Below are 26,992 nucleotides of genomic sequence, written 5' to 3' on the forward strand. Positions count from 1 at the left end.
CAACCCTTCCCGACATACTGATCGGTAACGCCCTAAACAATCGGCTACTCGAGCTTTATACCCGCCATGCGTCATTCACCGTGGTGCCCGGCACCATGAATTGCATAACGGATTTCATCGCCCTGAGAGAATACATACTTCGCCCTAGAAATATTCAGCGTCAAATCCCTACGTGATAAGGTGTGTACAAATAACGTTCAAAAAGGAGATCAACATGAAGGACAAGGCCTGAACGACCCAACGCTAACTATTCAAGAAGAAAAAGAAATTGCGATCGAAATTTTGAAACAACATCTCCACTGGCAAATGGCGAACCCTCCGTCCCCAGAAGAAATCCCCATTTTAGAACTCATTGGCCCAGTGCAAAAAAGTAAACGCCGTATGGTCAGAAAACTGTTGAGAAAACAGCTCTAGCATCGTCAAATGCCGGGCAGCAAGCCCGGCCCGTTATTTTCACATGCCGATCAAATCTGATAATCGATCACCGTTTCCAGCTGTGAAGAGAACACCTTGTCTTTGATTTCCGTCAGTGACAGCGTCGGGTTGCACAGCTGGATAAACTGCCAGGCATAGTTACGTTGTAACTGACTGCGTTTCAAACCTAACCACACGGTATTGGGCTCGAACAGGTGCTCGGCGTTAAGGCTGACCAGCCCATGATCGCGCTCTTTCTCATATGACATGTCCGCCAGTACGCCGACCCCCAACCCCAGCTCGACATAGGTTTTTATTACGTCGGAATCCTGAGCGCTTAGGGCAATGTCCGGCGTCAGCCCGGCGGCTTTGAACGCGCTATCCAGCCGCGAGCGACCGGTAATGCCCTGGCGATAGGTTATCAACGGTAAGGTACTGAGCATTTCCAGCGTCACCTGCGGTTGCCGGGTCAGTTCGTGCCCTTCCGGTACCAGGATGGTGTGATGCCAGCGGTAGTAAGGGAACGCCGCAAGAGATTCATCGCTCATCAGCCGTTCACTGGCAATGCCGATATCGGCTTCGCCCGAGGCCAGCATCGCGACGATTTCTTCCGGACTGCCCTGGTTCAGCACCACCCTTACCCGCGGGTACAGCGCACGAAACTCCTTAATCACTCCCGGCAGGCTGTAACGCGCCTGCGTATGGGTGGTCGCAATATGCAGCTGGCCGGTGTCGTTGCTGCTGAACACATCCGCCAGTCGGCGGATATTATTGGCATCATTCAGGATGCGTTCCGCCACCACCAACAGCTCTTTACCCGGTTCGGTCATGCCCAATAAACGCTTGCCGCGGCGGATAAATATCTCAATGCCCAGTTCTTCTTCCAGTTCCCGAATATGACGACTGACCCCAGACTGCGAGGTAAATAAAGTATTGGCCACCTCGGTCAGGTTGTAGTTGCAACGCGCCGATTCCCGAATAATTTTTAATTGTTGAAAGTTCATCCACTCCCCCTGACGAGCAATATTGTTAACACCAGTGATACGGAGTCTGGCGGGAGGGGACAAATAAGAAATAACCTTTAGTTATGCATTTTCATGCTAAGTGAATTTTTCACCATTGCAAATTTGCTGTTTTTTAATCTTAAATTATCGAATAGCTTTAAAATTAACAACATAAATATCCACTTTGAAAATGTGGATTAAATGCTTATGCAAAATAAAGTTATTAAATATAGGCATTAGATATATAAACAAAAAAGGCTCAGCAAGCTGAGCCTATCGAAAGCGTCATATGAGCGGGATCAGGCAGTTGCCTCTCCGCCGATAGGGCCGGAGGTATTTTGCTGCAGCCATTGCTGCACGTAGCTGACCAAATCGCCAATACAGTCGTCCTGCATACCGTGGTTTTTCAGCTCGTTATCCAGCGAGAACAGGTACTGGGCGTTAGTTCCCAGCGGCCCGCTGGCGCTGGCGATCAGGGGGGCTATCACCTGATGGCTGGTATCTTCTTCAAACAGCGGGTGCTGCGGGTTCATGACAAACACCAGCGCGGTCACCACTTCACCGTCTGCCAAGGTGAGATCGCACCAGGTCGGCAAATAACAGCCGGTGACCATTTCGCGTTTCCACAGCAGTTCCAGCTCTTCGCGTAGCTTGGCTTCCGGCAGGCGAAACGCAAGACCGGTGGTATGGCCGCCCTCTTTTAACGCCAGCATCCGCCCCGGCTGGTGCAGGGTGCCGCGCCCGGCGGTAAGCCGCAAACAGAAGGCGCGGTGCCAGCCTTGCAGCGTGGCCGGCCGCACCTCTTCGGATTCAAACACCGGGTTCCACATCAGTGAACCGTAGCCGAAGACCCACACCGGGCTGTTATCCGGCCGACGGGATAAAGTACAATCCAACGAGGCCGCCCGCTGCTCTGATGTCAGTAACAGCGACTCCTCAATGGTGCCGAATGCAGTTTTGCAATCCGCATTTTGCAGAAAATCTCGCGTTAACACCTTAACAACCTCCCGGGAATAGGATTGCCCATACTCCCTCGCCACTGTTCAATCTTATTTATTAAGTGCGGAATTATATTAATACAATAATCTTCCCGCGATAATAATGACCTTATTCTTTTCTCAGTGAGCAATCAAGTTTCAAAAGAGCTTTAAAGTGAAAAAGTATTTGTACTCAGCAGCAATAATATTAATTGCCCGCGTAATAGGTTCGGATTTCATGATTTACCGGCGCACAAAGGCGCCGGGGAGCGCCTTACTTTTTGTGCCAGTGGTCGTCATCACCTTTGCGGTAGCTTTGCTTCACCGCCGCCCAGGCTACCTTGTGGGCGGTTTCCTCTCGGCTATCGTCGCCGCGCCGGTCATCTGGATCGCTATATTGATCCCAGGCGCTGTTAAAAGCTTCCTTATAGATCTCTTGCGCATGGGCCGGCAACACGTGTTTGACGTTGTCCGGCAAGGCATTTGTGCTGTTGTAGGGCATCATTTCCTCCCGCAGATATTCAGTGAACCTTAAGCTTAGATGACACCCCCGCCCGCCTCAATTAGCAAACAATTCTCATTATCACATGGCATGTTATACTCCTCGCCAAATGAACATAAGGAGAACCCCGTGACTACCGAAGCCCCACGCTCACGCGCACCCTACCTGATTGCTGTCAGCGCGATTCGCGATGTTACCCCGCACCTGCGCCGCATCACTTTCACCGCCCCGGACCTGCGTTATTACCCGGCAAACGCCGCCGCCGCGCACATCAAGGTTTTCCTGCCGCTCGAAGGCCAGACGCAGCCGGACCTGCCGACGCTGACCGAAAACGGCCCTCGCTGGGCGGCCGATGCGGTTCGTCCGATTGTCCGCACCTATTCGATTCGCGCAGTACGCCCGCAGCTGGCGGAAGTCGACATTGAATTCGCCATTCACGATCACAGCGGCCCGGCGGTTAACTTTGCGCGATCGGCCAAAGCAGGCGATAAAATCGGCATCAGTAACCCGGGCGGTCCTAAACCTATGCTGCCAGAGGCCGATTTCTACTGTCTGGCCGGCGATCCTTCCTCCTTGCCCGCGCTGGCGGCCTTGCTGGAAGGGTTACCGGCACGTAGCGAAGGCCACGCCTTTATCCGCGTCGACACTGCGGCTGACGTTATCGATCTGAAAAAACCGGCAGGCTTCGAACTGAGCTGGATTATCGGCGGCACCGAAAAAACCGCCGAGTTGGTGACGCAATTTTGCTCATTGCCGCTACCTGAGACAAAAATCCAGTATTGGCTGGCCGGGGAAGATCGTTTGGTGGTTGACCTGCGCCGTTACCTGCGCCGCGAGCGCCAATGTGACCGTAATCAGCTTTATGCCGTACCTTACTGGCGTGAGGGGTTAAACGAAGAGGGTTATCATAATAAACGGCATGAAATCATGGACAATATTGACGATTGACTGTGATTTTCCCCTTTATTAATCAAGCAGCGCAGCTACAAACTGCAATTTATGTGCCGTTAATGAAGAAAACTCATCTCACTACGTAAAAGTAAGTAAATAAAACCGCATCCAATGCGGTTTTTTTGTTAACCTAGTCACAGAAAGCAAGCTTTTGCTTTTACAAGTAAAACAACATCACATCATTCCCCGGCACAAGCCTGCGGGTGTATCCTATTATTATTAAATATAAATACATTCTGGATGCGCATAATTGCCCTTAACGGCAGTCAGCGATGACGGGACCACGCTGTTTGAGAAGGAGTACCATCGAAATGAAGTCGCAAAACGATCCTGGCCGATCCAAATCCCGCCACACTGAGTACTCGCTGCTTTTCCCCATCGCCGCCTTGGTGGTGTTGAACCTGTGGGGCAGTACCAGCAATTTCCCGCTGATCGTCGGCATTAACATCATTGCCCTGGTCGGTATTCTCAGCAGCGCGTTCAGCGTTGTGCGCCACGCCGACGTGCTGGCTCACCGTCTGGGTGAACCCTATGGCTCGCTGATCCTCAGCCTGTCGGTGGTTATTCTGGAAGTGAGCCTGATTTCTGCGTTGATGGCCACCGGCGACGCCGCACCGGCACTGATGCGCGATACGCTTTACTCCATCATTATGATTGTCAGCGCCGGTCTGGTGGGCTTCGCTTTATTGCTGGGCGGTCGCAAATTCGCCACCCAATACGTCAATCTGGGCGGTATCAAACAGTATCTGATGGCGATTTTCCCGCTGGCGGTGATCGTACTGGTGTTCCCCAGTGCGCTGCCGGGCGGCAACTTCAGCACTGGGCAGGCGCTGCTGGTCGCGGTGATTTCCGCCGCCATGTACGGCGTGTTCCTGGTGATCCAGACCAAAACCCACCAGAGCCTGTTTGTCTACGAGCACGAAGATGACGACGGTGACCCGCACCACGGCAAACCGTCTTCGCACAGCAGTGCCTGGCATGCCGGCTGGCTGGTGGTGCATTTGATTGCGGTGATCGCCGTGACCAAGTTCAACGCCAACCCGTTGGAAGGTTTGCTGACCAAGGTGAATGCTCCTGCGCAGTTTACCGGCTTCCTGGTCGCGCTGTTGATCCTGTCGCCAGAAGGCCTGGGGGCACTGCGTGCGGTGTTGAACAATCAGGTTCAACGTGCGATGAACCTGTTCTTCGGCTCGGTACTGGCGACCATTTCACTGACGGTACCGGCGGTAACCATCATCGCCACCCTGACTGGTCAAACGCTGATTTTCGGCCTGCAGACGCCGCATATCGTCGTGATGCTGACCGTGTTGCTGCTGTGCCAGCTGTCATTCTCGACCGGCAGAACCAACGTGCTGAACGGCACCGCGCACCTGGCGCTGTTTGCCGCCTATATGATGACCATTTTTGCCTGATTGCCGGAGGGCGCTTTCGTAGCGCCCTCCCTTTTTAAATCGCGAAAAAAATACCCGCCGCGATACCGCCAAACAAAATCCATTTAATGATGTAGTACCCGGTTCGGTTCCACGCCTTCAGCCGTTTCCCCACCTTGCGTACCGCATAGATATACTTGAACAACTTGTTGACGCCACCGGTACGATCGCCCTCTTCATTGGGTGCGGTAGCCGCGCTCATCAGGTTGCGCCCCAGCCAGTGGTTAATGCCCTGTGCCCAGCGGAAACGCATCGGTCGCTCAATATCGCAAAACAGAATCAACCGGTTCTGCCCACTCTGATTTTCGGCGTAATGCAGGTAGGTTTCGTCGAACATCACCGCCTCCCCGTCGCGCCAGCTGTAGCGTTCGCCATCCACCTCGATAAAGCAACGGTCATCATTCGGTGTGATCAGCCCCAGATGGTAACGCAGTGAACCGGCGTAGGGATCGCGGTGGCGTGGCAGGCGGCTGCCATCCGGCAGTTCGGCAAACATCGCAGCCTTGACCGAAGGCAGGCTGCGCAACAGTGCGGTAGTCTGCGGGCACAGGCTCATCGCCGACGGGTGGTTGTCTTCATACCACTTCAAATAGAAGCGCTTCCAGCCGGTTTTGAAGAACGAATTGAAACCGGCATCATTATATTGGTCCGAGGCTTTAATCTGCTGGATAGCCATCAGCTGCCGACCTTCATCGCGGATGCTTTGCCAGTTATCCCGCAGCGCCTGCAATTCCGGGAATTGCTCCGGCTGCAGATAGGGCGTGGTCGGTACGCGTGAAAACAGGTACATGAAAACGTTCAGCGGAGCAGTAAATGTGGAATGATCGGAGAGCTGCCGCCAGAAGGTGTAACGCACCCGCCCACGGTAATGGACATACACAACGCATAAAATAAATAGAAGTAAAATAATATATTTCATGATTGAACCGCATTGAAGATCCCAATACCTTGCACGCCCATCCGGCGTGCACCCCAGATATTTCCTTTAGGCCAATAAGTTGTTGCGCCCGTCTGGAACACCCCTAAGCATTAACGCTAAACCAACAAAAATCTATACAAAAAACCACAATAGTTTACACAAAGGCTAAACGAGCCGGCGTTATGGGCGGGAACCGCTTGCCCTCTGTCGATTTGCTGGTTGGCGCCCAAACCGATGACTGCCCGCCCTCCGGGTTAGATAAAATAGCCTTTGATATAAAAATAAGCGGGTATTTCAGGCTTGGGTTATTAACGATATCCGTTATTCACTCCAGAATAATAAATGACTAATTTGATTTTGATCAGTGTGCAGCAATTCAACCATGATTAACTCAGGGGGCCTGATTAATCCCAAGGCAAGCCATTAAACAATAATAAAAACAAATAATACGTACGGAATACATCATGAAAAATATATCTGACATCAGAATGAATCGCCGAACCTTGTTAAAAGGGCTTGGCGTGATTGGGCTGGCCAGCATATCGCCCTGCGTATTTTCCATGGCAATGGACAAGGGCAAACCCCTGCCCCGGGTGCGTCTCAAACTCAGTGACTACCAGACGTTTCGTTCAACCTGCGCGATGGAGTGTTTACATTGTAATTTAACGGCTTATGTCTATCAGGGGGAGCTCAAAAAAATAGAAGCCAGCAAAGATTTTAACGTCAAATGCTGCCTGCGCGGCATCAGCCGGACCAAATGGGTCTATCACCAACAGCGGGTTAAAACGCCTTTGCTTCGGGTGGGCGAAAAAGGTGAAGGGAAATTCAAACCCATATCCTGGGATGAGGCGCTCGATCTGGTTGAACTTAATATCCGTAATACTCTTGCCAGTCACGGTAATAAAGGCCTGTTAATTTCAAGCCATGCCGGAAATATGGATTCCATTAAAAACGACATGGGGAAAGCCTTCTTTGATTACCTCGGCGGGGCGACAAAACGCTCCGGTTCCTTATGCTGCTCTGCGGTGACCGCCGCCATGATCCCGATGCTTGGCCTGCGCTACGCAGATATGCGCGACACCATTGCCGACAGCCGCTACATTCTGTGCTGGGGCAATAATCCGGCCGTGACCATGCAGGCCTATTTCAAAGAATATATTAAGGCGCAGGAAAGAGGCGCGCGGCTGGTGGTGATCGATCCCCGCTTTAACGAAACCGCCGCCAAGGCCGATGAGTGGATCCCTATCGTTCCCGGCACCGACACCGCGTTGGCATTGGGAATGATCAAAATCATCATCGATGAACAGCGCTACGACGCTGACTTCCTGCGACGACACACCGGGGCCGTTTATCTGGTGAACCCCCAGCAAAAACAGCTCAGAGAAGATCCGCAGGACAAAGAAAGCTATCTGGTGTACGACACCCTGAGCCGCCGTCTGGTGCGCCATGACACACCCACCATCGTCCCGGCGCTCACCCAGGCCGAATTGCCTGCCGATGCGGCTTATACCACGGTATTTGAACTGATCCGTCAGGAGTCGGCTCCCTGGACCGTCGAGAAAGTGGCGGCGGAAACCGACATCCCGGCGGCCACCCTGCTCCGTTTGGCGCGTGAATATGCCAGCAATACACCTTCGATGATCGTACAGAACATGTCCGGCGCTCAGCGCACCGAATTCGGCACCTACGTGGCGGCAAGCCAGTTTTATCTGTCGCTGCTGACCGGCAATATGGGCAAAGCCGGTGGCGGAGTCTGCGACGCGGGCGGCGCCAAACAAATGATGAAGTTCAGTCCGCCGCTGCCTCCGGCACCCAACGTACAAAAAATTCCGCCGATACCGGTCGCCAAAACCGGCGAGTGGATTGTCAACGATCGCCCTCACCCGATTAACTTTTGGTGGATCATGACCATGGGCGCGCTGACCCAGTTACCCAACACCAATATGGTGAAGAAAGCCCTGAAGAAGGTGCCGTTTGTCGTCGTGGCCGATAACCTGATGAGTTCCACCACGCTGTATGCCGATCTGGTGTTGCCGGTCACCACCATCTTTGAAGATCTCAGCCTAATGGCCGGCGTTCGCAGCCACTATGTCCAACTGATGGAAAAGGCGGTAGAACCGGTGGCGGAGGCCAAACCGGATTACTGGATTTTTGCCCGGTTGGCGGAACGCTTCGGCTTCGGCGAGGTGTTTAACCAGCCGATCGAACACTATATAGAAAACTGTTTGGCCGGAACCGGCCTCACTATCGAACAGCTACGTAAAGGACCGATTAAACCAGCCCCCACGCCGTGGATCCCGTTCAAAGACGGTATTTTTCGCACTCCGACCAAAAAGGCCCACTTCTTTATCGAAGAGTGGCAGAAGAAAGATTTCCCGCCGATTGTGACCTATATGCAGGTGAAAGAGTCGCCGAAAGGTTCGCCGGAGTTGGCGAAAACATATCCATTAATGGCCGTTCAGCGCAAGCTGGCGCGCAGCATCCACTCCAGCCACGGCATGAATGAATGGATCCTCGAGGTGCAGCGCAATCAGCCCAATATCATGATCCATCCGGATGATGCCGCCAGCCGCCATATCAGGAACGGTGAATGGGCGATTGCTTTTAATCACCGTGGAGAACACCGGGCATTGGCGGTGGTAACGCGTCAAATCAAACGCGGCGTGGTATGCCTGGATAACGGCTGGTGGGAACAGCAAGGCGGCAGCAGCAGCCACGTCACCAACGACCATGCGGAAGTGCTGGGCAACGGTCATTGCTGTAACAGTACCCTGGTCGACGTCCGGGCGGAGGCATAACCATGGTCAGACAATATGGATTTTTAGTCGATATGCGCGGCTGTTATGGCTGCAAAACCTGCTCGATGGCCTGCAAATCTGAAAATGCCACCCCGGCTGGCGTGCTGTGGCGGCGGGTCAGAGAATTTCACTTTGACGCCCCGAACGCGATGGCGTTTATCTCGATGTCATGCAACCACTGCGACGATCCGCAGTGCATGAAAGTCTGCCCGGCGGATACCTACAGCAAGCGACCTGACGGCATTGTCGTGCAGGATCATGACAAATGTATTGGTTGCCGGATGTGCATTATGGCTTGCCCTTATAATGCGCCGGTATTTGATCCCGTCGAAGGAAAAACCAGTAAGTGCAATCTGTGTGCTGAACGCCTGGATGAAGGGCTGCTGCCCCGCTGCGTCGCGTCCTGCCCGGCCGGTGTGCTGCAGTTTGGCGATATTGACGAACTGCGCGCTCGCCATTCCGCTGACCTGACGCGTATCGAGACCCGCTACTCACTGCCGGATCATCGAATCAGTCAGCCCAATATCGTCATTATTCCCGCCGGTGATAAGGAATAGCCCATGTCTGAATATGAACTTCCCTTGGTCTTTTTTACCGTGTTTTGTCAGTGGGCGGTCGGCACTATCGTAGCCATCACGGTATTGATTCTGGCGCAGCCGAGCTGGCTAAGCGACGAAAAGCGCTTAAATGTCCTGCGACAGCTGGCGTTAGGGATTGTGGCGATCAATATCCTCGGCTCCGTGCTGTCGCTGTTGCATCTGGGTTCACCCACCGGCGCCTATCGAGCGATTCTGGGGATCGGCCATTCCTGGCTCAGCCGGGAAGTCATCGCTTTCGCCTTGCTGAACGCGGTGGTCGTCATCTGGGCCGCCATGATGTTTCGCTTTAACTCAAACCCCAGGCTGATTCGCCAGGTTAGCCTGCTGGCATCGGGCGCGGGTGTGGCTGCTATCCTGGTTTCCGCACAGGTTTATTACCAGATGGCGAGTCACCCTCTGTGGCATTCGCCGCTCACCCACCTCGGTTTTATCGCCACGGCCCTGCTGCTGGGGTTTACCACCCTTGGGCTGCGGCTCAGCGTGTTCAATGCGGCTCAAAATGATCGCGAAAGGTGGCTCCCCGTCGCGTTGCCGACAGGCATTTTATGCGGCGTGGTATTGCTGTTAGTCGTGATCCTGGGCTACAGCGCCGGGTTCAACCAACAAGGGAAAATGCTCGCCAGCGCCGTCACCGTTTTTGGCTCGGGTCTAATGGGGTGGCTTATTTTTGGCGCGCTGATTACCGGCAGCGGATTGGCGGCCTATCTGTACCAACGGCCGGTTCTGAACGTTGGCGTGGCGGGCGCACTGATGCTGACGCTGCTCTCAGCCTGTATTGGTGGCCGAATGCTGTTTTACGCCGGCGTCATGAGCCAATACCCTTGGTTTTAATGTTGCGGCTGCGCTGATATTCAAGGCAAGAAAAAGGCCGCCGAGGCGGCCTCAGGTTGCTGACAAAGTCCTTTGCAGTTAAAAGTCCCGATCTGGGGACTAATAAAAACAAAGGATTATCTCTTCTGATTTACCCCAAACACCCGAAAACCACGCTTTTCGGGTGTTTGTCATCAGACTAAGGCCGCCGAGGCGGCCTTTTGTGAACGGGCAGGTGTTAACTGTAGGCGTTGAGCGTACGCTGGCACAAGGCGGAGCGGACGCAGTCTTGTTTATCAAAGCGGATGATGCCGATCATTTCATCCTCTTCGAAGCGCTCCATCGCATCGCTGAGGCCGGACTTCACGCCGCGCGGCAAGTCGCACTGGGTGATGTCACCATTGACGATGACCGTGACGTTCTCACCCAGACGGGTCAGGAACATCTTCATTTGGCTGGCGGTAACGTTCTGGGCTTCATCCAGAATAACCACCGCATTTTCGAAAGTACGCCCGCGCATATAAGCGAAAGGCGCGATCTCCACCTTGCCGATTTCCGGACGCAGGCAGTATTGCATAAAGGACGATCCTAAACGGCGCACCAGAATGTCATACACCGGTCGGAAATAAGGGGCGAATTTCTCAGAGATATCCCCCGGCAAGAAACCGAGGTCTTCATCCGCCTGTAGAACCGGACGAGTAACGATAATCCGATCCACTTCTTTATGTATAAGGGCTTCGGCCGCTTTCGCAGCGCTGATAAATGTTTTGCCGCAGCCGGCTTCACCGGTGGCAAATATCAACTGCTTCTTGTCTATGGCTATTAAGTAATGACCCTGAGCTTCGGTTCGAGCCAGAATGGGGGAGCTATCGCGCTTGTCACGTGCCATGCCGATAGACTCAACACCACCCATTTGTACCAGCGAGGTTACGGACTCTTCTTCCAGCTGGCGATGACTACGAGCGTCACGGCGAATAACGCGTTTCGCTTCACGACGTGCTTTGATCACTGCTTTTTGTCTCATAGTGGCACCTTACAGTTTGTTTCACCTACCGCAACGGCCTGGCCGTGCGATTATGTTTCACATACAGATGCGGGTTTGGCTCCCTTTTGAGCCGACGATAGCCAATAGAAAAAGTGAATATCCGACGGGCATTTCGGCACGCCGATTTTTCACGGGACAACGCGATTGCATAATTAAAACGAGAGAGAAAAGTGACAGGAATTTGTGATAACGGGAGTGCGGTCTGGTCAGAAAAAGAAAGTCGGAGAGAGTGCCCTCGTTACAACGAGTCATCAGGGAAGAACTGTTATTTTTTCTTTCTAGCCCAACCAAGGACTTTACCATTAGCGATCCCCGCAGTGTTATTTACAGCTTCGAGCTGTGCACCTTGTGAAAACTACCGCCAGATGATTACAGTATAATGACATTCAAACCGCGCACGTTGCTAAAATGTAAAAAAATTTAATCTTTTTTGTTTTTAGGCGCCGCAAGAACACTATATCACGCCGATTACGTCATTCAATAAAATTTTTATCACGTTAGATATCATACTGTTATGATTAAAATACGCGGATGACATTTCGGTTTCCTGATTAAATTTTGCACAAACAAAAACCTGCACATCGCCCCAAATTTATAAATAAAAAAGGCGGGAAAGCTCCCGCCCTGCCGTTCTTTGATTGCGTCGGTAACGCTGTTTAGCGTTATTCGAAGGTATAAGAAACGCTTACCCCGCCGCCCCAGTTTCTTCCCGGAGCCGGTTCGTAGTAACGACCATTACCTTCATTGACGATCACCGACCCCACGTATTGGCGGTCAAACAGGTTATCCACCCGACCGAAAACATTCAGCATCCAGTTCCCCATTGGATAACGATAGCCTGTATTTAAACCCACGGTGGTATAGGCCGGAGCCTGTTCAGTGTTGGCATCATTAACTTCGATATCGCTCATGTAACGTACCTCCGCACCGGCATACCACCCTTCAGGTGGGGACCAGGCCAATGAGGCATAGCCCATATTGCGCGCAATACCCGGCATACGGTTGCCGCTTGGCACCTTATTGGCTTCTGAACACTGACTGTCGCCGCACACATCATCGCGGTAACGCGCGTCTAACAGTGTCCAGGCCAACTGCACTCGCCAATCGTAGGCGAATTGCTGATCCAGCGCCAATTCCAGCCCGCGTCGGCGGGTCTGCCCAGCGTTTTTGTAGCTGGTGCGGCCGTTGCTGCTTTCATCCACCACAATTTCGTTACGCGTGTCGGTCTGGAATACTGCGGCGGTCAGCAGGCCGTTGCCAATGCGGGTTTTACTGCCCAACTCAACAGTGTCACTGGTCGAAGGCTGTAAACCAAAGTTTAGCCCAGCCTGATCGCCGGAACGGTACGACAGTTCGTTAATGGTCGGGGTTTCAAACCCGCGACCGGCGGACAGATACAGGTTCCAGCCGCTCATCACCGCATAGTTCAGCGAGCCTGCCGGCAACCATTTATGGTAGCTGGCGTTGCCGCTGTCATCACCGTTGCTGCCGGTCACGTAGTGGTCGTTGGAGTCGAAATTGACCGTGCTGTAACGCATGCCGGCATCCAGCGTCAGTTTTTGCGTCAACTGCCACGAACTTTGCAGATAGGGATCCAGGTTCCACATCAGGTTGCGCTCATTGCGGCGCAGCGCCCCCTGGGTGCCCAACTCGGTTACGCCGTTAACCTGGGTAAAGTTTTCATAGCCTTTACGCTGCTCGGTCATGGTTTCATAGTCCAACCCGCCGGTCAGGGTATAGGGTACGCCCAGCTCACCGCGGTGTGTCCAGCGGGTATCAATCCCCTGATAATGGCGCGTCAGGTCAATCACCCCGCCAGGATGCTGGGCGCTACGCTGCTGCACCGCAACCGGGATCGACTGGTACTGGGTGGTTTCGCGCTCACCGGCGTACATCATGATGCTCAGGTCGTCATCGGCCCCCATCTGGCGCTCATAGTGCAACCCGGCCTGGGTCTGCGAAGTGCTTTTACGGGTGTTGTACTGGTCGGCACGCGGCGCCTGGCGCGGATTATCGTGCCATTCCGCGTTCGTCAGGCCACCTGGGTCATTGGCGTGAATATCGACGCTGTTGAACAACAGCGTCAGGGTGCTGACATCGTCGATGCGTACGCCCAGCTTGGCATTGCCGAGGTTTTTCTGCGCGCCGCTGTGATCGCGAAAGCCCTGTGTCGTGAACCGGGTACCGGAAATAGTGTAGTTAACGTCACCGGCGTGGGTGCCGTCGCCGGTTGCCCCGGTCGCCTTGACGCCATAACGCCAGGTGCCGTAACTGCCAAAGTACGAACTGGCTTCAAGGCGCGCAGGTTGCTGGCCGGTTTCGGTTTCCACATTCACCATGCCGCCGGAGGCATTGCCGTAGAGGGCGGAAAACGGCCCGCGCAGCACCTCCACCTTTTCAACCGAGTTAAGGTCAATGTTCGACGTCTGGCCCTGACCATCCGGCATGGTGGCAGGAATACCATCGACATAAATACGTACGCCGCGCACGCCATACATTGAACGTGCACCAAAGCCCCGCACCGAAAGCTGCAGATCCTGCGCGTAGTTCTGGCGGTTCTGAATTTGCAGGCCGGGCACGCTGCCCAGACTTTCCGACAGGTTGATCTGCGGCCTGGCCTCACGGATTTGATCGCCATTCACCACGCTGACGGCAGCCGGGGTGGACAGTTCGGATAGGCCGCTGCGTTTGGCCGTGACCACCATGGTCTGTTCGCTATCCTTGTCCTGCGCCAGGGCGCAGACAGGCAGTAAGGCAGGGATAACCAGAGCTGAAACCGCCAACCGGTTTTTATGAGTGCTTTTCATCAGGAGAATGCCGTTAAAGGGATCGGAAAATATGAACCATTTGGAACGTTATGGCCGATATGTTAATGCTTTTAACAAAAAATGAAAATAGTTAGCCTAATTAAAGACGGAGCTCTCGATTTCGCAAGCCCAGGGTTGATTTTAATTAACGGCTGTTGATTCAAAAATAAGGCGGGGAAACCCCGCCTGGTGAAGTGAGGCTCAGGCTTTCAGCAAGCCGCTGCCCAGATAGTCGTTGCTGTCTTTGACCCCTGGCAGCGCAAAGAAATAACCACCGCCGATAGGTTTGACGTACTCTTCCAGCGCCTCGCCGTTCAGACGTTTTTGCACCGTCAGGAAACCTTTCTCCAAATCGGCCTGGTAGCAGACGAACAGCAGCCCCATTTCCAACTGGCCGGAGTTGGACACGCCGATCGAATAGCTGTAACCCCGGCGCAGCAACAAATTACTCTGAGTTTGCGGGGTGCGCGGGTTTGCCAGGCGGATATGCGCATCCATCGGGATCATCTTCCCTTCGGGATCCTTCTCATAGTCCGGCTCGTCGTGTTCATGCTTCATGCCCAGCGGCGCACCGCTGTGCTTTTCGCGGCCGAAGATGGTTTGCTGCTCCTGCAACGGAGTGCGATCCCAGAACTCCACGTGGAAACGGATAATACGCGCGGCCTGATAGCTGCCGCCCACCGCCCATGCCGGTTCCCCGGCATTATCGGCCACCCACACCACCTGATCCATCAGCGGTTTATCGTCGGTTTTCGGGTTGGCGGTGCCGTCTTTAAAGCCCAGCAGGTTGATTGGCGTTTCTTTGCCCTTGCTACGTGCGGCGTGGGCGGAAATAAACCCTTCTCGCTTCCAGCGCACGCTGAGCAGATCCGGCGAATGCTTGATAATGTCACGCAGCGCGTGGATCACGGTTTCATTGGTATTGGCGCAAATCTGCAACACCAAATCGCCGTGGCACAGGCTGGCGTCCAGCGAGTCGTTGGGAAAACGCGTCATTTTTTGCAGCCGCAGCGGCTTGTGGGCCTGCAGACCAAAACGCTCGTCAAACAGCGAGGTTCCAACCGACACGGTGATGGTCAGGTTATCCGGGTAGATCTCCGGCCCCATGATGCCCGAATCAAGCGGTGGCAGCTTGGGATCCACTTCCGGCGCTTTGCCGCCGGTGGTCAAAAACGCAATGCGGTTGGTCAACAGCCGAAACAGCCGCTCCAGATCCTGTTTGTTGCTGGCCAGCACGTCAAAGGCCACCAGCATCATCGCCGCTTGCTGCGGCGTGAGGATCCCGGCCTGGTGCGCGCCGTAGAACGGTTGCTTCTGCCAGCGTTCATCCTTGGCGACCGCCAGCGGTTCCGCCGTTTTATCTGCCGCCTGGGTCAGACGACTGCCGCCCAGCGCCAGTACGCCCAGCCCCAATCCCTGCAATAAACGACGGCGCGACGGTGACACCGCGCCCTGCGTTTGTGGATGCGGCCCGTTTTCCGGGCCGATCTTGTTACTCATGATGCTTTGCCTCAGTCCAGACCCAGAACGCCACGCAGCTGTGACAAATCTTCCGCCAGAGTGGTGATTGGCCCTTTCATGGCGTTGCGATCGGCATCGGTCAGCTTCTCGTAAGACTCATAGCCATCTTTGGTTTTGTATTTCGCCAGAATGGTATCGACGGTTTTAAAGTTTGCGTCGATCTTGTCCAGCAACGGCTTGTTGGCCTTGACCAACAGCGGGCGCAGCAGGTTAACGATTTTTTGCGCGCCGTCTACGTTGGCCTGGAAGTCCCACAGGTCGGTGCGGCTGTAACGGTCTTCTTCACCGCTGATTTTGCTCGCCGCCACTTCTTCGATCAGGCCCGCAGCGCCGCCCACTACCTTACTTGGCGGGAAGGTCAGGTCGGTCACGCGTTTTTGCAGCTCAAGGGTGTCCTTGTACAGCTGATCGGCGTATTGGTTCATGTCTTTGGTGGTGTTGTCGGCAAACAGCGCTTTCTCCAGGCGGTGGAAACCGGTGAACTTCGGATCTTCCGCTTTTTTCTCGTAGTCATCTTCGCGGGCGTCGATACTGCCGTCCAAATCGGAGAACAGCTCGGCGATCGGCTCAATTCGCTCGTAATGCTGACGGGTCGGCGCATAGAGTTTACGCGCTTCTGCCACGTTGCCGGCCTTCACGGCATCGGTGAACAGCTTGGTCTGTTTGACCAGCCCTTCCACTTCTTTGGTGACGTAGACTTTGTATTCAGCAATCGGCCCAACCAAATCCATGGCGTTCGGTTTGCCGTCGGTGGCAGCACCGGCCGCCGCGGTCACGGTCAGCTTGCCTTTCGGATTGCTGAGCAGCCCACAGGTCATGTCGTATTCGCCCGCTTCCAGATTGGCGGTCATCTTCTGGGTGAAGCCCGGCGCGATGTTTTCACGCTCTTCCACCACCATCACCCCTTTCAGGATTTCCCACTCCACGTTTTTCTGGCTGGTGTTGTGCACCACAAACTGGGTTTTACCGGCCGGCACCGTCAGTTGCATCGGCTCACACTGTTTGTCGTTAACGGTAATCTTTACCTGCGGCACGTCCGCCGCCAGAGCATCAATGCTCAGCGCGAACGCCGGGAGAGCCAGTAATGCTGCGTGCAAAGCCTTGCGGCGGAATAACGGAGTAGACATACAAGATTCCCTATTAAATTAATGATTGATTTTACGTTGCGTCGAAACCGCGACCGGTTCCACACGCTGCGGCAGGAAAAAGAAAATCAGTGCTGGGATCAAATACAAGAAGTAGACCGCCACTTCGCTTACCGTTGGCGTTTCCTGGTAGCCGAAGATGCCTTCGAGCAGGGTGCCAAACAGGGAGTGGGTCGACAGATGGTTACTCAGATCAAACGCGATGTCCTGGAAGTGGTTCCACAACCCGGCTTCGTGGAAGGCGCGGATCGCCCCGGCGGCCAGGCCGGCGGCAACGAACAGGATAAACAGGCTGGTCCATTTGAAGAATTTGGCCAGGTGCAGCTTCACGCCGCCCCAGTAAATCATCATGCCCAGTACAATGGCGGCCACCAGACCAAGCACCGCACCTATCGGGGCTTCAATCCCCACGTCTTGCTGGAAAGCCGCCAGCAGGAAGAACACCGACTCCAGCCCTTCGCGCGCCACGGCAAAAAATACCATCGCTACCAGCGCCCAGCCCTGACCTTTGCCGGAGTTGAGCGCATTGTCGATGGCGCCTTCCAGATGCACCTTGACCGATTTGGAGACCTTACGCATCCAGAACACCATATAGGTCAGGATCAATACCGCTACCACCGCGACAATGCCCTCGAACAGTTCTTGCTGCTTTTGCGGGAATTCGCCGGTGGTTTCATTGATGAAGATGCCGAGCGCCAGGCACAGAGCGGCGGCAACAATCACCCCTATCCATACCACGCCTAACCATTGACCCCGCTGCGTGCGTTTCAGGTAGCTGGCAATCAGGCTGACGATCAACGCCGCCTCCAGCCCCTCACGGAACATGATAAGGAAGGGAACAAACATAAGTAATAACCCCTAAAAAGGCATCTGCTGCGAAGCGCCCGCACGTCAGAAATGACGGCAGCGCCAATGTAAAGAAAAGTAAAACACAACGATAGTGATTATCATTCTGGCTGAAAGAAATACAAGAGCGCCAAGGGTGATTTTTTCTAATCAAATGTCGCCAGTTGTTTCCGGAAGAAGACGAAAAACCTGGGAGGATGAAATAAAAAAGGCGCCTTAAGCGCCTTTTTGACTCGCGTTGCGAGAGATTAAACGGTTTTGAATTCGGCTTCCGCCTGATCGAAACGCTCGGTAATGGTGGCGGAAGGAGAACGCCCCATCAGGCTCACCACCACGATGGCGATACAGCCGAACAGGAAGCCCGGGATGATTTCATACAGATCCAGCCAGGCGAAGTGTTTCCAGACGATCACCGTTACTGCGCCAACCAGCATGCCGGCCAGGGCGCCGTTACGCGTCATGCGTGACCACATGACCGAGATCAGCACCACTGGACCGAAGGCAGCGCCGAAGCCGGCCCAGGCGTAGCTCACCAGACCCAGCACGCGGTTTTCCGGGTTTGCCGCCAGCGCGATAGCCACTAACGCCACCACCAGCACCATGATGCGCCCTACCCATACCAGCTCACGCTGGCTGGCGCCCTTACGCAGGAAGGCTTTGTACAGATCTTCGGTAATCGCACTTGAACACACCAACAGCTGGCAGCTCAGGGTACTCATTACCGCCGCCAAAATTGCCGACAGCAAAATGCCGGCGATCCACGGGTTGAACAGAATCATCGCCAGCTCGATAAACACGCGCTCGCCGTTTTGCGACACGTTGCCCGCCTGGTCCGGGTTATTGGCGAAGTAAGCAATACCGAAGAAGCCGACGGCAATGGTGCCCGCCAGACACAGGATCATCCAAGTCATGCTGATGCGACGTGCGCTGCGGATAGTGCGGTGAGAGTCGGCCGCCATAAAGCGCGCCAGAATGTGCGGCTGACCGAAGTAACCCAGTCCCCAGCCCAGCAGCGAGAGAATAGCCACAAAGTTCAGGCCTTTCAGCATGTCGATATTGGCCGGGTTTTTCGCTTCGATAACCAGCATCGAAGTATCGATGCCGCCGACAGCAAAGATAACAATCACCGGCGTCAGGATCAGCGCGAAAATCATCAGGCTGGCCTGGACGGTGTCGGTCCAGCTCACCGCCAGGAATCCGCCGATGAAGGTATAAAGGATAGTGGCCGCAGCGCCGGCCCACAGCGCCGTTTCGTAGCTCATGCCAAAGGTGCTTTCGAACAGACGCGCACCGGCGACGATGCCGGAAGCACAATAGATAGTGAAGAACACCAGAATGACAATGGCGGAGATCACCCGCAGCAGCTTGCTGTTGTCTTCAAAACGGCTGGTGAAATAATCCGGTAACGTCAGGGCGTTATTGTTGGCTTCGGTATGAACACGCAGCCGCCCCGCCACCAGCTTCCAGTTAAGGTAAGCGCCGATGGTCAGGCCTATCGCAATCCAGCTTTCAGAGATGCCGGACAGGAAGATGGCGCCCGGCAGGCCCATCAGCAACCAGCCGCTCATATCCGATGCGCCGGCAGAGAGCGCGGTCACCACGCTGCCCAGGCTACGACCGCCCAGAATGTAGTCGTCAAAGTTATTGGTTGCCCGGTAGGCAAGTAGGCCGATTAACACCATCCCGAAGATATACACCAGGAAGGTGACCAGCATTGGTGTGCTCATTGTCATGAAATTCTCCACTCTCATTATTATTTCGCGCTGTATTGCGATAGTTACTGCTTGCCAATTCGCCGGAACGTGGCGAAAAGCGGACACTCCCGCGAGTGAAAATAGTTTCCCCCCGCAATTGTCTGACCGTCGGCTATCCTAGTTGACCTGTTGATTATCCAACAAGACATTTAACAACAAAGTTACACAAAGTTTACCCTGCGTCACATTTAACCACCTGCAAGGTTACACCCCGCATTCAAAAACAGAGTTGCACCTCATACTAATTCAACGTTACCCCTGATATTGCTAGGGTTAACGCGTATAGACGACCGCCCCTCGACATACCACCCCACTGGCAGAGCAAGAACCATGCCGATTATTGATGTTAAAAAATCGATGGAACTCACACTTCGTTCATCCGCCTGATTTAACACGGTTGCACAAAGTTGCAACATGCAGGATATTGTCTGCATTCATCACAGCACACAACGCACGAACCTATCCCAGCAGCCTATCTGGCCCGCAGTTTGTATAGCCTGATGGGATAGGTTCTTAACACAGGAGTTGGATTGGCATGGGCACTACCACAATGGGCGTGAAACTCGACGAGGCCACTCGCGAGCGAATCAAAAGCGCCGCACAGCGTATCGATCGCACGCCGCACTGGCTGATCAAGCAGGCCATTTTTAATTATCTCGAACGTCTCGAGAACGGTTCCGATATCCCTGAAATTCCAGCACTTGCCGCTGCCGGCCAGGCCGAAGCGGACGACATTATGCCGCAAGTGCAGGAAGAGTCCCACCAGCCATTCCTTGAATTTGCAGAACAAATTCTGCCGCAGTCGGTTAATCGCGCAGCCATCACCGCGGCCTATCGCCGCCCTGAGACTGAAGCGGTGCCGATGTTGCTCGAACAGGCGCGATTACCTGCAGATCTTGCCAAAGCCACCCACAAGATGGCTTACGACATCGCCGAGAAGTTGCGTAACCAAAAGAGTGCAAATGGCCGCGCCGGTATGGTGCAAGGGCTGCTGCAAGAGTTCTCCTTGTCTTCACAGGAAGGCGTGGCGCTGATGTGCCTGGCCGAAGCCCTGCTGCGCATTCCAGACAAGCCAACCCGCGATGCGCTGATCCGCGATAAAATCAGCAACGGCAACTGGCATTCTCACCTCGGCCGTAGCCCATCGCTGTTTGTTAACGCCGCCACCTGGGGCCTGTTGTTCACCGGCAAGCTGGTGTCGACCCATAACGAAGCCAACCTGTCACGCTCGCTGAACCGCATTATCGGCAAAAGCGGCGAACCGCTGATCCGTAAAGGCGTGGATATGGCGATGCGCCTGATGGGCGAACAGTTCGTGACCGGCGAAACCATCGCCGAAGCGCTGGCCAACGCCCGCAAGCTGGAAGACAAAGGGTTCCGTTATTCCTACGACATGCTGGGTGAAGCTGCCCTGACCGAAGCCGACGCGCAGGCCTATCTGGTGTCTTACCAGCAGGCAATCCATGCGATCGGCAAAGCGTCGAACGGCCGCGGCATCTATGAAGGCCCGGGCATTTCGATCAAGCTGTCCGCTTTGCACCCGCGTTATAGCCGCGCGCAGTACGAACGCGTAATGGAAGAGCTTTACCCTCGCCTGCTGTCATTGACCCTGCAGGCGCGCCAATACGACATCGGCATCAATATCGATGCTGAAGAAGCCGATCGCCTGGAAATCTCGCTCGACCTGCTGGAGAAGCTGTGCTTCGAACCTCAGCTGGCCGGTTGGAACGGTATCGGCTTTGTGATCCAGGCCTATCAGAAACGCTGCCCGTTCGCCATCGATGCAGTCATCGACATGGCACAACGCAGCCGCCGTCGCCTGATGATCCGTCTGGTGAAAGGCGCCTACTGGGACAGCGAAATCAAACGCGCCCAAATGGACGGGCTGGAAGGCTATCCGGTTTACACCCGCAAGGTCTACACCGACGTTTCCTACCTGGCCTGCGCCCGCAAACTGCTGGCGGTGCCGAACCTGATTTATCCGCAGTTCGCGACCCATAACGCCCATACCCTGAGCGCGATTTATCATCTGGCGGGCAACAACTACTACCCGGGCCAGTATGAGTTCCAGTGCCTGCACGGCATGGGCGAACCGCTGTACGAACAAGTGGTGGGTAAAGTGGCCGACGGTAAGCTGAACCGTCCATGTCGCATCTATGCACCGGTCGGCACCCATGAAACGCTGTTGGCGTATCTGGTGCGTCGCCTGCTGGAAAACGGCGCTAACACCTCGTTCGTTAACCGTATCGCCGATGCCACCCTGCCGCTCGACGAACTGGTTGCCGATCCGGTCACCGCGGTTGAAGCCCTGGCCACCAGCGAAGGTCAACTTGGACTGCCGCACCCACGCATTCCGTTGCCGCGTGAACTCTATGGCACCAAGCGCATCAACTCCAGCGGCCTGGACCTGTCGAACGAACAGCGTCTGGCGTCTCTGTCCAGCGCACTGCTGACCAGCGCTACTCAACCCTGGCGCGCAGAGCCGATTATTGACGCCGAGCTGGATCAGGGCGTGGAGCAACCGGTCATTAACCCTGCCGAACCGGGCGACGTGGTCGGTTACGTGCGTGAAGCCACCGAAGGTGAAGTCAGCCGGGCGCTCGACGCCGCCGCTGCCGCCGGTCCAATCTGGTTTGCCACCCCGCCGTCCGAGCGCGCCGCCATTCTTGAGCGCGCCGCCGAACTGATGGAAGGCCAACTGCAAAGCCTGTTGGGCATTCTGGTGCGCGAAGCGGGCAAAACCTTTAACAACGCCATCGCCGAAGTGCGCGAAGCGGTCGACTTCCTGCATTACTACGCCGGTCAGGTGCGCGATGATTTCGCCAATGACAGCCACCGTCCGCTGGGCCCGGTGGTGTGTATCAGCCCGTGGAACTTCCCGCTGGCCATCTTCACCGGTCAGATTGCCGCTGCGCTGGCGGCAGGCAACAGCGTTCTGGCCAAACCGGCAGAGCAAACACCGCTGATCGCCGCACAGGCGGTGCGCATTCTGTTGGAAGCCGGCATTCCGCAAGGCGTGCTGCAACTGCTGCCGGGTCAGGGCGAAAGCGTCGGCTCGGTTCTGGTTAATGACGCTCGGGTTCGCGGCGTGATGTTTACCGGCTCGACCGACGTTGCCGGTATCCTGCAACGCAGCATCGCAGGCCGTCTGGATCCGCAAGGTCGTCCAACGCCGCTGATTGCCGAAACCGGTGGTCTGAACGCCATGATCGTCGACTCTTCCGCTCTGACCGAACAGGTAGTGACTGACGTGGTCGCCTCCGCATTCGACAGCGCAGGCCAACGCTGCTCCGCCCTGCGTATCCTGTGCATTCAGGAAGACGTGGCGGAACACACGCTGCAAATGCTGCGCGGCGCGATGGCCGAATGCCGCATGGGCAACCCGGAACGCCTGTCGACCGATATCGGGCCGGTGATCGACGCCGAGGCCAAAACCGGCATCGAACGTCATATTCAGGCGATGCGCGCCAAGGGCCGTAAGGTCTATCAGGCCGCGAAAGGCAACGTACAGGATGAGAAAGAGTGGTCCCGTGGCACCTTTATCAAGCCAACCCTGATCGAACTGGACAGCTTCGACGAGCTGCAAAAAGAGATCTTCGGCCCGGTGCTGCACGTGGTCCGCTTCCAACGCACCAATCTGGAGTCGCTGGTCGATCAGATCAACGCCGCCGGTTATGGTCTGACGCTGGGCGTTCACACCCGTATTGATGAAACCATCGCCCGCGTAACCGAACGCGCCAAGGTGGGCAACCTGTACGTTAACCGCAACATGGTCGGCGCCGTGGTCGGCGTGCAGCCATTTGGTGGCGAAGGCCTGTCCGGCACAGGTCCTAAAGCCGGTGGTCCGCTGTACCTGTATCGCCTGCTGGCCAACCGTCCGGATGATGCGGTGCAACGCACCCTGCACCGCCAGGACGAAGAACGCCCGCTGGAAGCCACCGCGCGGCCACAGTTGCTCAAAGCCCATCAGGCACTAGAGCAATGGGCGATTGCCGAAAACCAGCGCGATCTGGTGACGTTGGCGCAACGCTACGCCGAACTGGGCCAGGGCGGTACCCTACGTCCACTGCCTGGTCCAACTGGCGAACGCAATACCTATGCCCTGTTGCCGCGTGAGCGCGTACTCTGCCTGGCCGATAACGAGACCGATGCCTTGACGCAGTTGGCCGCAGTACTGGCCGTCGGCAGCAGCGTGCTGTGGCCGGAAGCCGAGCTGCAACGCACCCTGTATCGCCGCCTGCCGGCGGCGGTTCAGGCCAGCATCAGCTTCAGCAAAGACTGGCAGCAGGACAAGGTGGAGTTCGATGCCGCCATTTACCACGGCGACGCCGATCAGCTGCGCACCCTGTGCGAGCAAATCGCCCAGCGCAGCGGCGCGATCGTTTCAGTGCAGGGCTTTGCCCACGGCGAAACCAACATTTTGTTGGAACGCCTGCTGATCGAGCGCTCGCTGAGCGTCAATACCGCAGCCGCCGGCGGTAATGCCAGCCTGATGACCATAGGGTAATGACGTGAACTGATGAACCTAGAGGCGCAGCATAATGGCTGCGCCTTTTTTATTAAAAACAGTTATCTACTCGTAGGGGCGCTGCATGCTGCGCCCTGAACATAACAACAATTTCTGCAAAACATTTCGCATAACCGATCACCCAATATGTTTTCTCCACAGAAATTCTGGTTAGGTATCCAAAATGCTGGAGGAAGAATGACACATTACCCATCAAGAAAGTCCTTTCGTTTGCGCTATTACAATTACGCTTCCGTGGGGATCTATTTTGTGACGATTTGTACTCATAAGCGGCAATGTCTTTTCGGCACGATAAATAACTCAGTCATGCAAATGAATACCTACGGGAAAGTCGCGGAGGAGTGCTGGTTACAAATCCCTCAACACTTTAACGGCGTGCATTTAGACAGCTTTGTCCTGATGCCTAACCATCTGCATGCACTACTTCACCTTCGCAACGAAAAGGCAACTAGCCTTGCAACTGTCATTCGCAGCTTCAAATCTGCTGTAACGCGGCAATTACACCAACCTGTCTGGCAACGAAGCTATTGGGAAAGGGTCATTCGTAGTGAAAGAGAATTGGCGTTAACTCAGGAATATATTGCAAACAACCCTGCCCAATGGGGAACAGACAGAGGAGAAGATTATTAGTCTACGGGCCGAACGTGTTCGGCCCCTACAACTAACAATTCGCCCAATGTATGACAACAATTTTTGGTCAAACACCGTTCAAATTCTAATGCTTACTGATTCAAAAACTTGTCGAGGAATTGTTGGGTACGCTGGTGCTGCGGATTAGCGAACAGCTCTTTTGCCGGCCCTTGCTCCACGATACGACCGTGGTCCATAAAAATGGCGCGGTCGGCCACGTCGCGGGCAAAGCTCATCTCGTGCGTGACGATCACCATGGTGCGTTTTTCTTCCGCCAGCGAACGTATGGTGTTGAGCACCTCGCCCACCAGCTCCGGGTCGAGCGCCGAGGTCGGTTCGTCAAACAGGATCACTTCCGGTTGCATCGCCAGCGCCCTGGCAATTGCCACCCGCTGCTGCTGGCCGCCGGAAAGACGGCGCGGATAGGCCGACTCTTTGCCGCTCAGCCCCACTTTGGTCAACAAGGCCCGTGCGCGTTGTTCCGCGCTGGCCTTGGGCTCGCCTTTTACGATGACCGGACCTTCAATAATATTTTCCAATACCGAACGGTGCGGGAACAGATTGAAGTTCTGAAACACGAACCCCACCTGCTGGCGTAAGGCACGAACCTGTTTTTTCTGTTTGCTCAGTGGCTTGGAACCGTCGATCAGTATATCGCCGACGCGAATGGTACCGGAATCCGGCACTTCCAGCAGGTTGATGCTGCGCAATAAAGTAGTTTTCCCCGAGCCACTTGGCCCGATAATCGCCACTACCTCACCGGCACCGACTTCCAGATCAATCCCATGCAGCACCGTTTGACCGTTGAACTGCTTGGTCAGATTTTTCACTTCAATGGCACTCATGCGTTACTCCTGATCCTGGCGGTTTACGTGGGCTTCCAGACGATTTTGCAGCGCAGAAAGCAGGGTCGCCATCACCCAGTAAATCAGCGAGGCCGCCAGATACATGGTGAACACTTCCAGGGTACGCGAGGTAATCAACTGCGCCTGACGGAACAGTTCCGGCACCTGAATGGTCGCCGCCAGCGAGGTGTCCTTCACCAGGCCGATAAAGCTGTTGCCCAACGGCGGCAATGCGGTACGCGCCGCCTGCGGCAGGATCACCCGACGCAGCGTCTGCCAGCGGGTCATGCCGATGCTGGCTGCCGCTTCCCACTGCCCTTTTTCGATCGACGAAATCGCGGCACGCAGGGTTTCCGAAGTATAGGCGGCAGTATTGAGCGACAGGCCAATCAGCGCCGCCGGGAAGGGATCAAACTCGATGCCGAACTGCGGCAGGCCGTAGTAAATCATGAACAGCTGGGCAATCAACGGCGTACCGCGAAACAGTGACACATAAATGCGCGACAGCCATGACAGCGGCCATAACGGCGAAAGGCGCATCAGCGCCAGCAGAAAACCGAGCAGTAAACCGAGCGCCATGCCCCCCAGACTGAGCTGGAGAGTGAGGATCGCGCCCCGCAATAAAAATGGCGCTGAATCCAGCGCCAGTTGGATACTTTCGTGCATTATTTAGTTACGTCCGCGCCAAACCATTTCTCGGAGATCTTCGCCAGCGTGCCGTCTTTTTGCATTTCGGCAATCGCCTGGTTAATCGCAGCCAGCAGTTCCGGGTTGTTCTTACGCACCGCCACGCCAGACTCCTGACGAGAGAACGCCGGGCCCGCTACCGCCAGCGTGTCGCCGGTTTTCTTCACCAGATCCAACGCCGCCAGACGGTCAACCAGAATAGCGTTGATACGGCCTACGCGCAGATCCTGGTATTTGGTCGGGTCATCATCATAGGTACGCACGTCCACACCCTGCACATTGTCACGCAACCATTGCTCGTAGTTGGTGCCCAGGCCCACGCCGACCTTTTTACCCTTCAGATCTTCCGGCTTGGTGATGGTGCCTTCATTGCCCTTCTTCACCAAGGCCTGAATACCGGAGACGGTATATGGCGTCGAGAAATCGTATTTCTTTTTGCGCTCGTCGGAAATGGTCACCTGATTGATCACCACGTCGATGCGTTTTGAGTCCAGCGAAGCCAGCATGCCGTCCCACTTGGTAGGGTTCAGCTTGGCTTTAACGCCAAGATGCTCCGCCAGGGCGTTGGCGAAATCCACCTCGAAGCCGGTCAATTTTCCGTCTTCCCCCTGGAAGCTGAACGGCGGATAAGTGCCTTCCAACCCGACAACCAGGGTCCCGTGATGCTTCACCTGCTCCAGCAGGTTATCGGCGGCATAGGTCTGCGTGCTCAAACCGGCGGTCAGCGCAACGCTCATCACGCCCAGCAGCAATTGACGACGAACTTTGGAAAAGATCATA

General features: G+C 55.1%; 20 protein-coding genes. 7 read left to right on the plus strand and 13 right to left on the minus strand.

Annotated features, from left to right (window positions below):
* Positions 1-464: 464 nt before the first annotated feature.
* From cbl to chaB, 3 genes are all read right to left on the minus strand, one after another.
* Positions 465-1,418, minus strand: coding sequence for an HTH-type transcriptional regulator Cbl (gene cbl / locus AC1RKC_RS08750; protein ID WP_020827468.1), 954 nt, complete (start codon positions 1,416-1,418; stop codon positions 465-467).
* Positions 1,419-1,717: 299 nt separating this feature from the next.
* Complete coding sequence (locus AC1RKC_RS08755; protein WP_020827469.1) at positions 1,718-2,413, minus strand: gamma-glutamylcyclotransferase; 696 nt, start codon at positions 2,411-2,413, stop codon at positions 1,718-1,720.
* Positions 2,414-2,669: 256 nt separating this feature from the next.
* Positions 2,670-2,897 (minus strand): putative cation transport regulator ChaB, encoded by a 228-nt coding sequence (gene chaB, locus AC1RKC_RS08760; protein WP_409324864.1) that lies wholly within the window; start codon positions 2,895-2,897, stop codon positions 2,670-2,672.
* Between the two features lie 129 nt (positions 2,898-3,026).
* On the opposite strand from chaB, the gene AC1RKC_RS08765 reads away from it, so the two are divergent.
* Both AC1RKC_RS08765 and chaA read left to right on the plus strand, forming a co-directional pair.
* Complete coding sequence (locus AC1RKC_RS08765) at positions 3,027-3,845, plus strand: siderophore-interacting protein (protein ID WP_128864759.1); 819 nt, start codon at positions 3,027-3,029, stop codon at positions 3,843-3,845.
* A gap of 314 nt (positions 3,846-4,159) precedes the next feature.
* Positions 4,160-5,260, plus strand: a complete 1,101-nt coding sequence (chaA, locus tag AC1RKC_RS08770) for a sodium-potassium/proton antiporter ChaA (RefSeq protein ID WP_020827472.1) — start codon at positions 4,160-4,162, stop codon at positions 5,258-5,260.
* Between the two features lie 34 nt (positions 5,261-5,294).
* Here chaA and lpxO read toward each other — a convergent pair whose 3' ends face one another.
* Positions 5,295-6,197: a lipid A hydroxylase LpxO gene (gene lpxO, locus AC1RKC_RS08775; protein WP_020827473.1), complete on the minus strand. Its 903-nt coding sequence runs from the start codon at positions 6,195-6,197 to the stop codon at positions 5,295-5,297.
* Positions 6,198-6,661: 464 nt separating this feature from the next.
* On the opposite strand from lpxO, the gene AC1RKC_RS08780 reads away from it, so the two are divergent.
* Genes AC1RKC_RS08780 through AC1RKC_RS08790 form a run of 3 tightly spaced genes read left to right on the plus strand, consistent with a single transcriptional unit; the run spans position 6,662 to position 10,425 of the window.
* Positions 6,662-8,995: a molybdopterin-containing oxidoreductase family protein gene (locus AC1RKC_RS08780; RefSeq protein ID WP_414161311.1), complete on the plus strand. Its 2,334-nt coding sequence runs from the start codon at positions 6,662-6,664 to the stop codon at positions 8,993-8,995.
* Positions 8,996-8,997: 2 nt separating this feature from the next.
* A complete protein-coding gene (locus AC1RKC_RS08785) occupies positions 8,998-9,552 on the plus strand; it encodes a 4Fe-4S dicluster domain-containing protein (RefSeq protein ID WP_185959390.1) in 555 nt (184 codons plus the stop codon).
* A gap of 3 nt (positions 9,553-9,555) precedes the next feature.
* A complete protein-coding gene (locus AC1RKC_RS08790) occupies positions 9,556-10,425 on the plus strand; it encodes a dimethyl sulfoxide reductase anchor subunit family protein (RefSeq protein WP_142815050.1) in 870 nt (289 codons plus the stop codon).
* Between the two features lie 217 nt (positions 10,426-10,642).
* Here AC1RKC_RS08790 and phoH read toward each other — a convergent pair whose 3' ends face one another.
* From phoH to putP, 6 genes are all read right to left on the minus strand, one after another.
* Positions 10,643-11,428, minus strand: a complete 786-nt coding sequence (phoH, locus tag AC1RKC_RS08795) for a phosphate starvation-inducible protein PhoH (protein WP_020827477.1) — start codon at positions 11,426-11,428, stop codon at positions 10,643-10,645.
* A gap of 683 nt (positions 11,429-12,111) precedes the next feature.
* Complete coding sequence (pqqU, locus tag AC1RKC_RS08800; protein ID WP_142815049.1) at positions 12,112-14,256, minus strand: TonB-dependent receptor PqqU; 2,145 nt, start codon at positions 14,254-14,256, stop codon at positions 12,112-12,114.
* 201 nt (positions 14,257-14,457) lie between these two features.
* Positions 14,458-15,756 carry an iron uptake transporter deferrochelatase/peroxidase subunit gene (gene efeB / locus AC1RKC_RS08805; protein WP_488765096.1) on the minus strand — a complete coding sequence of 433 codons (1,299 nt, stop codon included), beginning with the start codon at positions 15,754-15,756 and terminating at the stop codon, positions 14,458-14,460.
* An 11-nt stretch (positions 15,757-15,767) separates the two neighbouring features.
* Positions 15,768-16,904: an iron uptake system protein EfeO gene (gene efeO / locus AC1RKC_RS08810; RefSeq protein WP_020827480.1), complete on the minus strand. Its 1,137-nt coding sequence runs from the start codon at positions 16,902-16,904 to the stop codon at positions 15,768-15,770.
* 18 nt (positions 16,905-16,922) lie between these two features.
* Positions 16,923-17,768: an iron uptake transporter permease EfeU gene (gene efeU, locus AC1RKC_RS08815; RefSeq protein WP_020827481.1), complete on the minus strand. Its 846-nt coding sequence runs from the start codon at positions 17,766-17,768 to the stop codon at positions 16,923-16,925.
* A 248-nt stretch (positions 17,769-18,016) separates the two neighbouring features.
* Positions 18,017-19,501 (minus strand): sodium/proline symporter PutP, encoded by a 1,485-nt coding sequence (gene putP / locus AC1RKC_RS08820; RefSeq protein ID WP_046373267.1) that lies wholly within the window; start codon positions 19,499-19,501, stop codon positions 18,017-18,019.
* 556 nt (positions 19,502-20,057) lie between these two features.
* On the opposite strand from putP, the gene putA reads away from it, so the two are divergent.
* Together putA and AC1RKC_RS08830 are read left to right on the plus strand one after the other, a co-directional pair.
* Positions 20,058-24,029 (plus strand): trifunctional transcriptional regulator/proline dehydrogenase/L-glutamate gamma-semialdehyde dehydrogenase, encoded by a 3,972-nt coding sequence (gene putA, locus AC1RKC_RS08825; RefSeq protein WP_256813560.1) that lies wholly within the window; start codon positions 20,058-20,060, stop codon positions 24,027-24,029.
* A 198-nt stretch (positions 24,030-24,227) separates the two neighbouring features.
* Positions 24,228-24,680 (plus strand): transposase, encoded by a 453-nt coding sequence (locus tag AC1RKC_RS08830; RefSeq protein ID WP_260628440.1) that lies wholly within the window; start codon positions 24,228-24,230, stop codon positions 24,678-24,680.
* Positions 24,681-24,772: 92 nt separating this feature from the next.
* On the opposite strand, the gene tcyN is transcribed toward AC1RKC_RS08830, so the two are convergent.
* Genes tcyN through tcyJ form a run of 3 tightly spaced genes read right to left on the minus strand, consistent with a single transcriptional unit; the run spans position 24,773 to position 26,991 of the window.
* Complete coding sequence (gene tcyN / locus AC1RKC_RS08835) at positions 24,773-25,525, minus strand: L-cystine ABC transporter ATP-binding protein TcyN (protein ID WP_020827486.1); 753 nt, start codon at positions 25,523-25,525, stop codon at positions 24,773-24,775.
* A 3-nt stretch (positions 25,526-25,528) separates the two neighbouring features.
* Positions 25,529-26,191, minus strand: a complete 663-nt coding sequence (gene tcyL / locus AC1RKC_RS08840; RefSeq protein ID WP_020827487.1) for a cystine ABC transporter permease — start codon at positions 26,189-26,191, stop codon at positions 25,529-25,531.
* The gene (gene tcyJ / locus AC1RKC_RS08845) at positions 26,191-26,991 is read right to left on the minus strand and encodes a cystine ABC transporter substrate-binding protein (protein ID WP_046373262.1); all 801 of its coding nucleotides are present in this window, start codon (positions 26,989-26,991) and stop codon (positions 26,191-26,193) included. Before tcyJ ends, tcyL begins: the two co-directional genes overlap by 1 nt.
* Position 26,992: the final 1 nt, after the last annotated feature.

The organism is Serratia sp. GW822-FHT06E05, assembly GCF_058799445.1.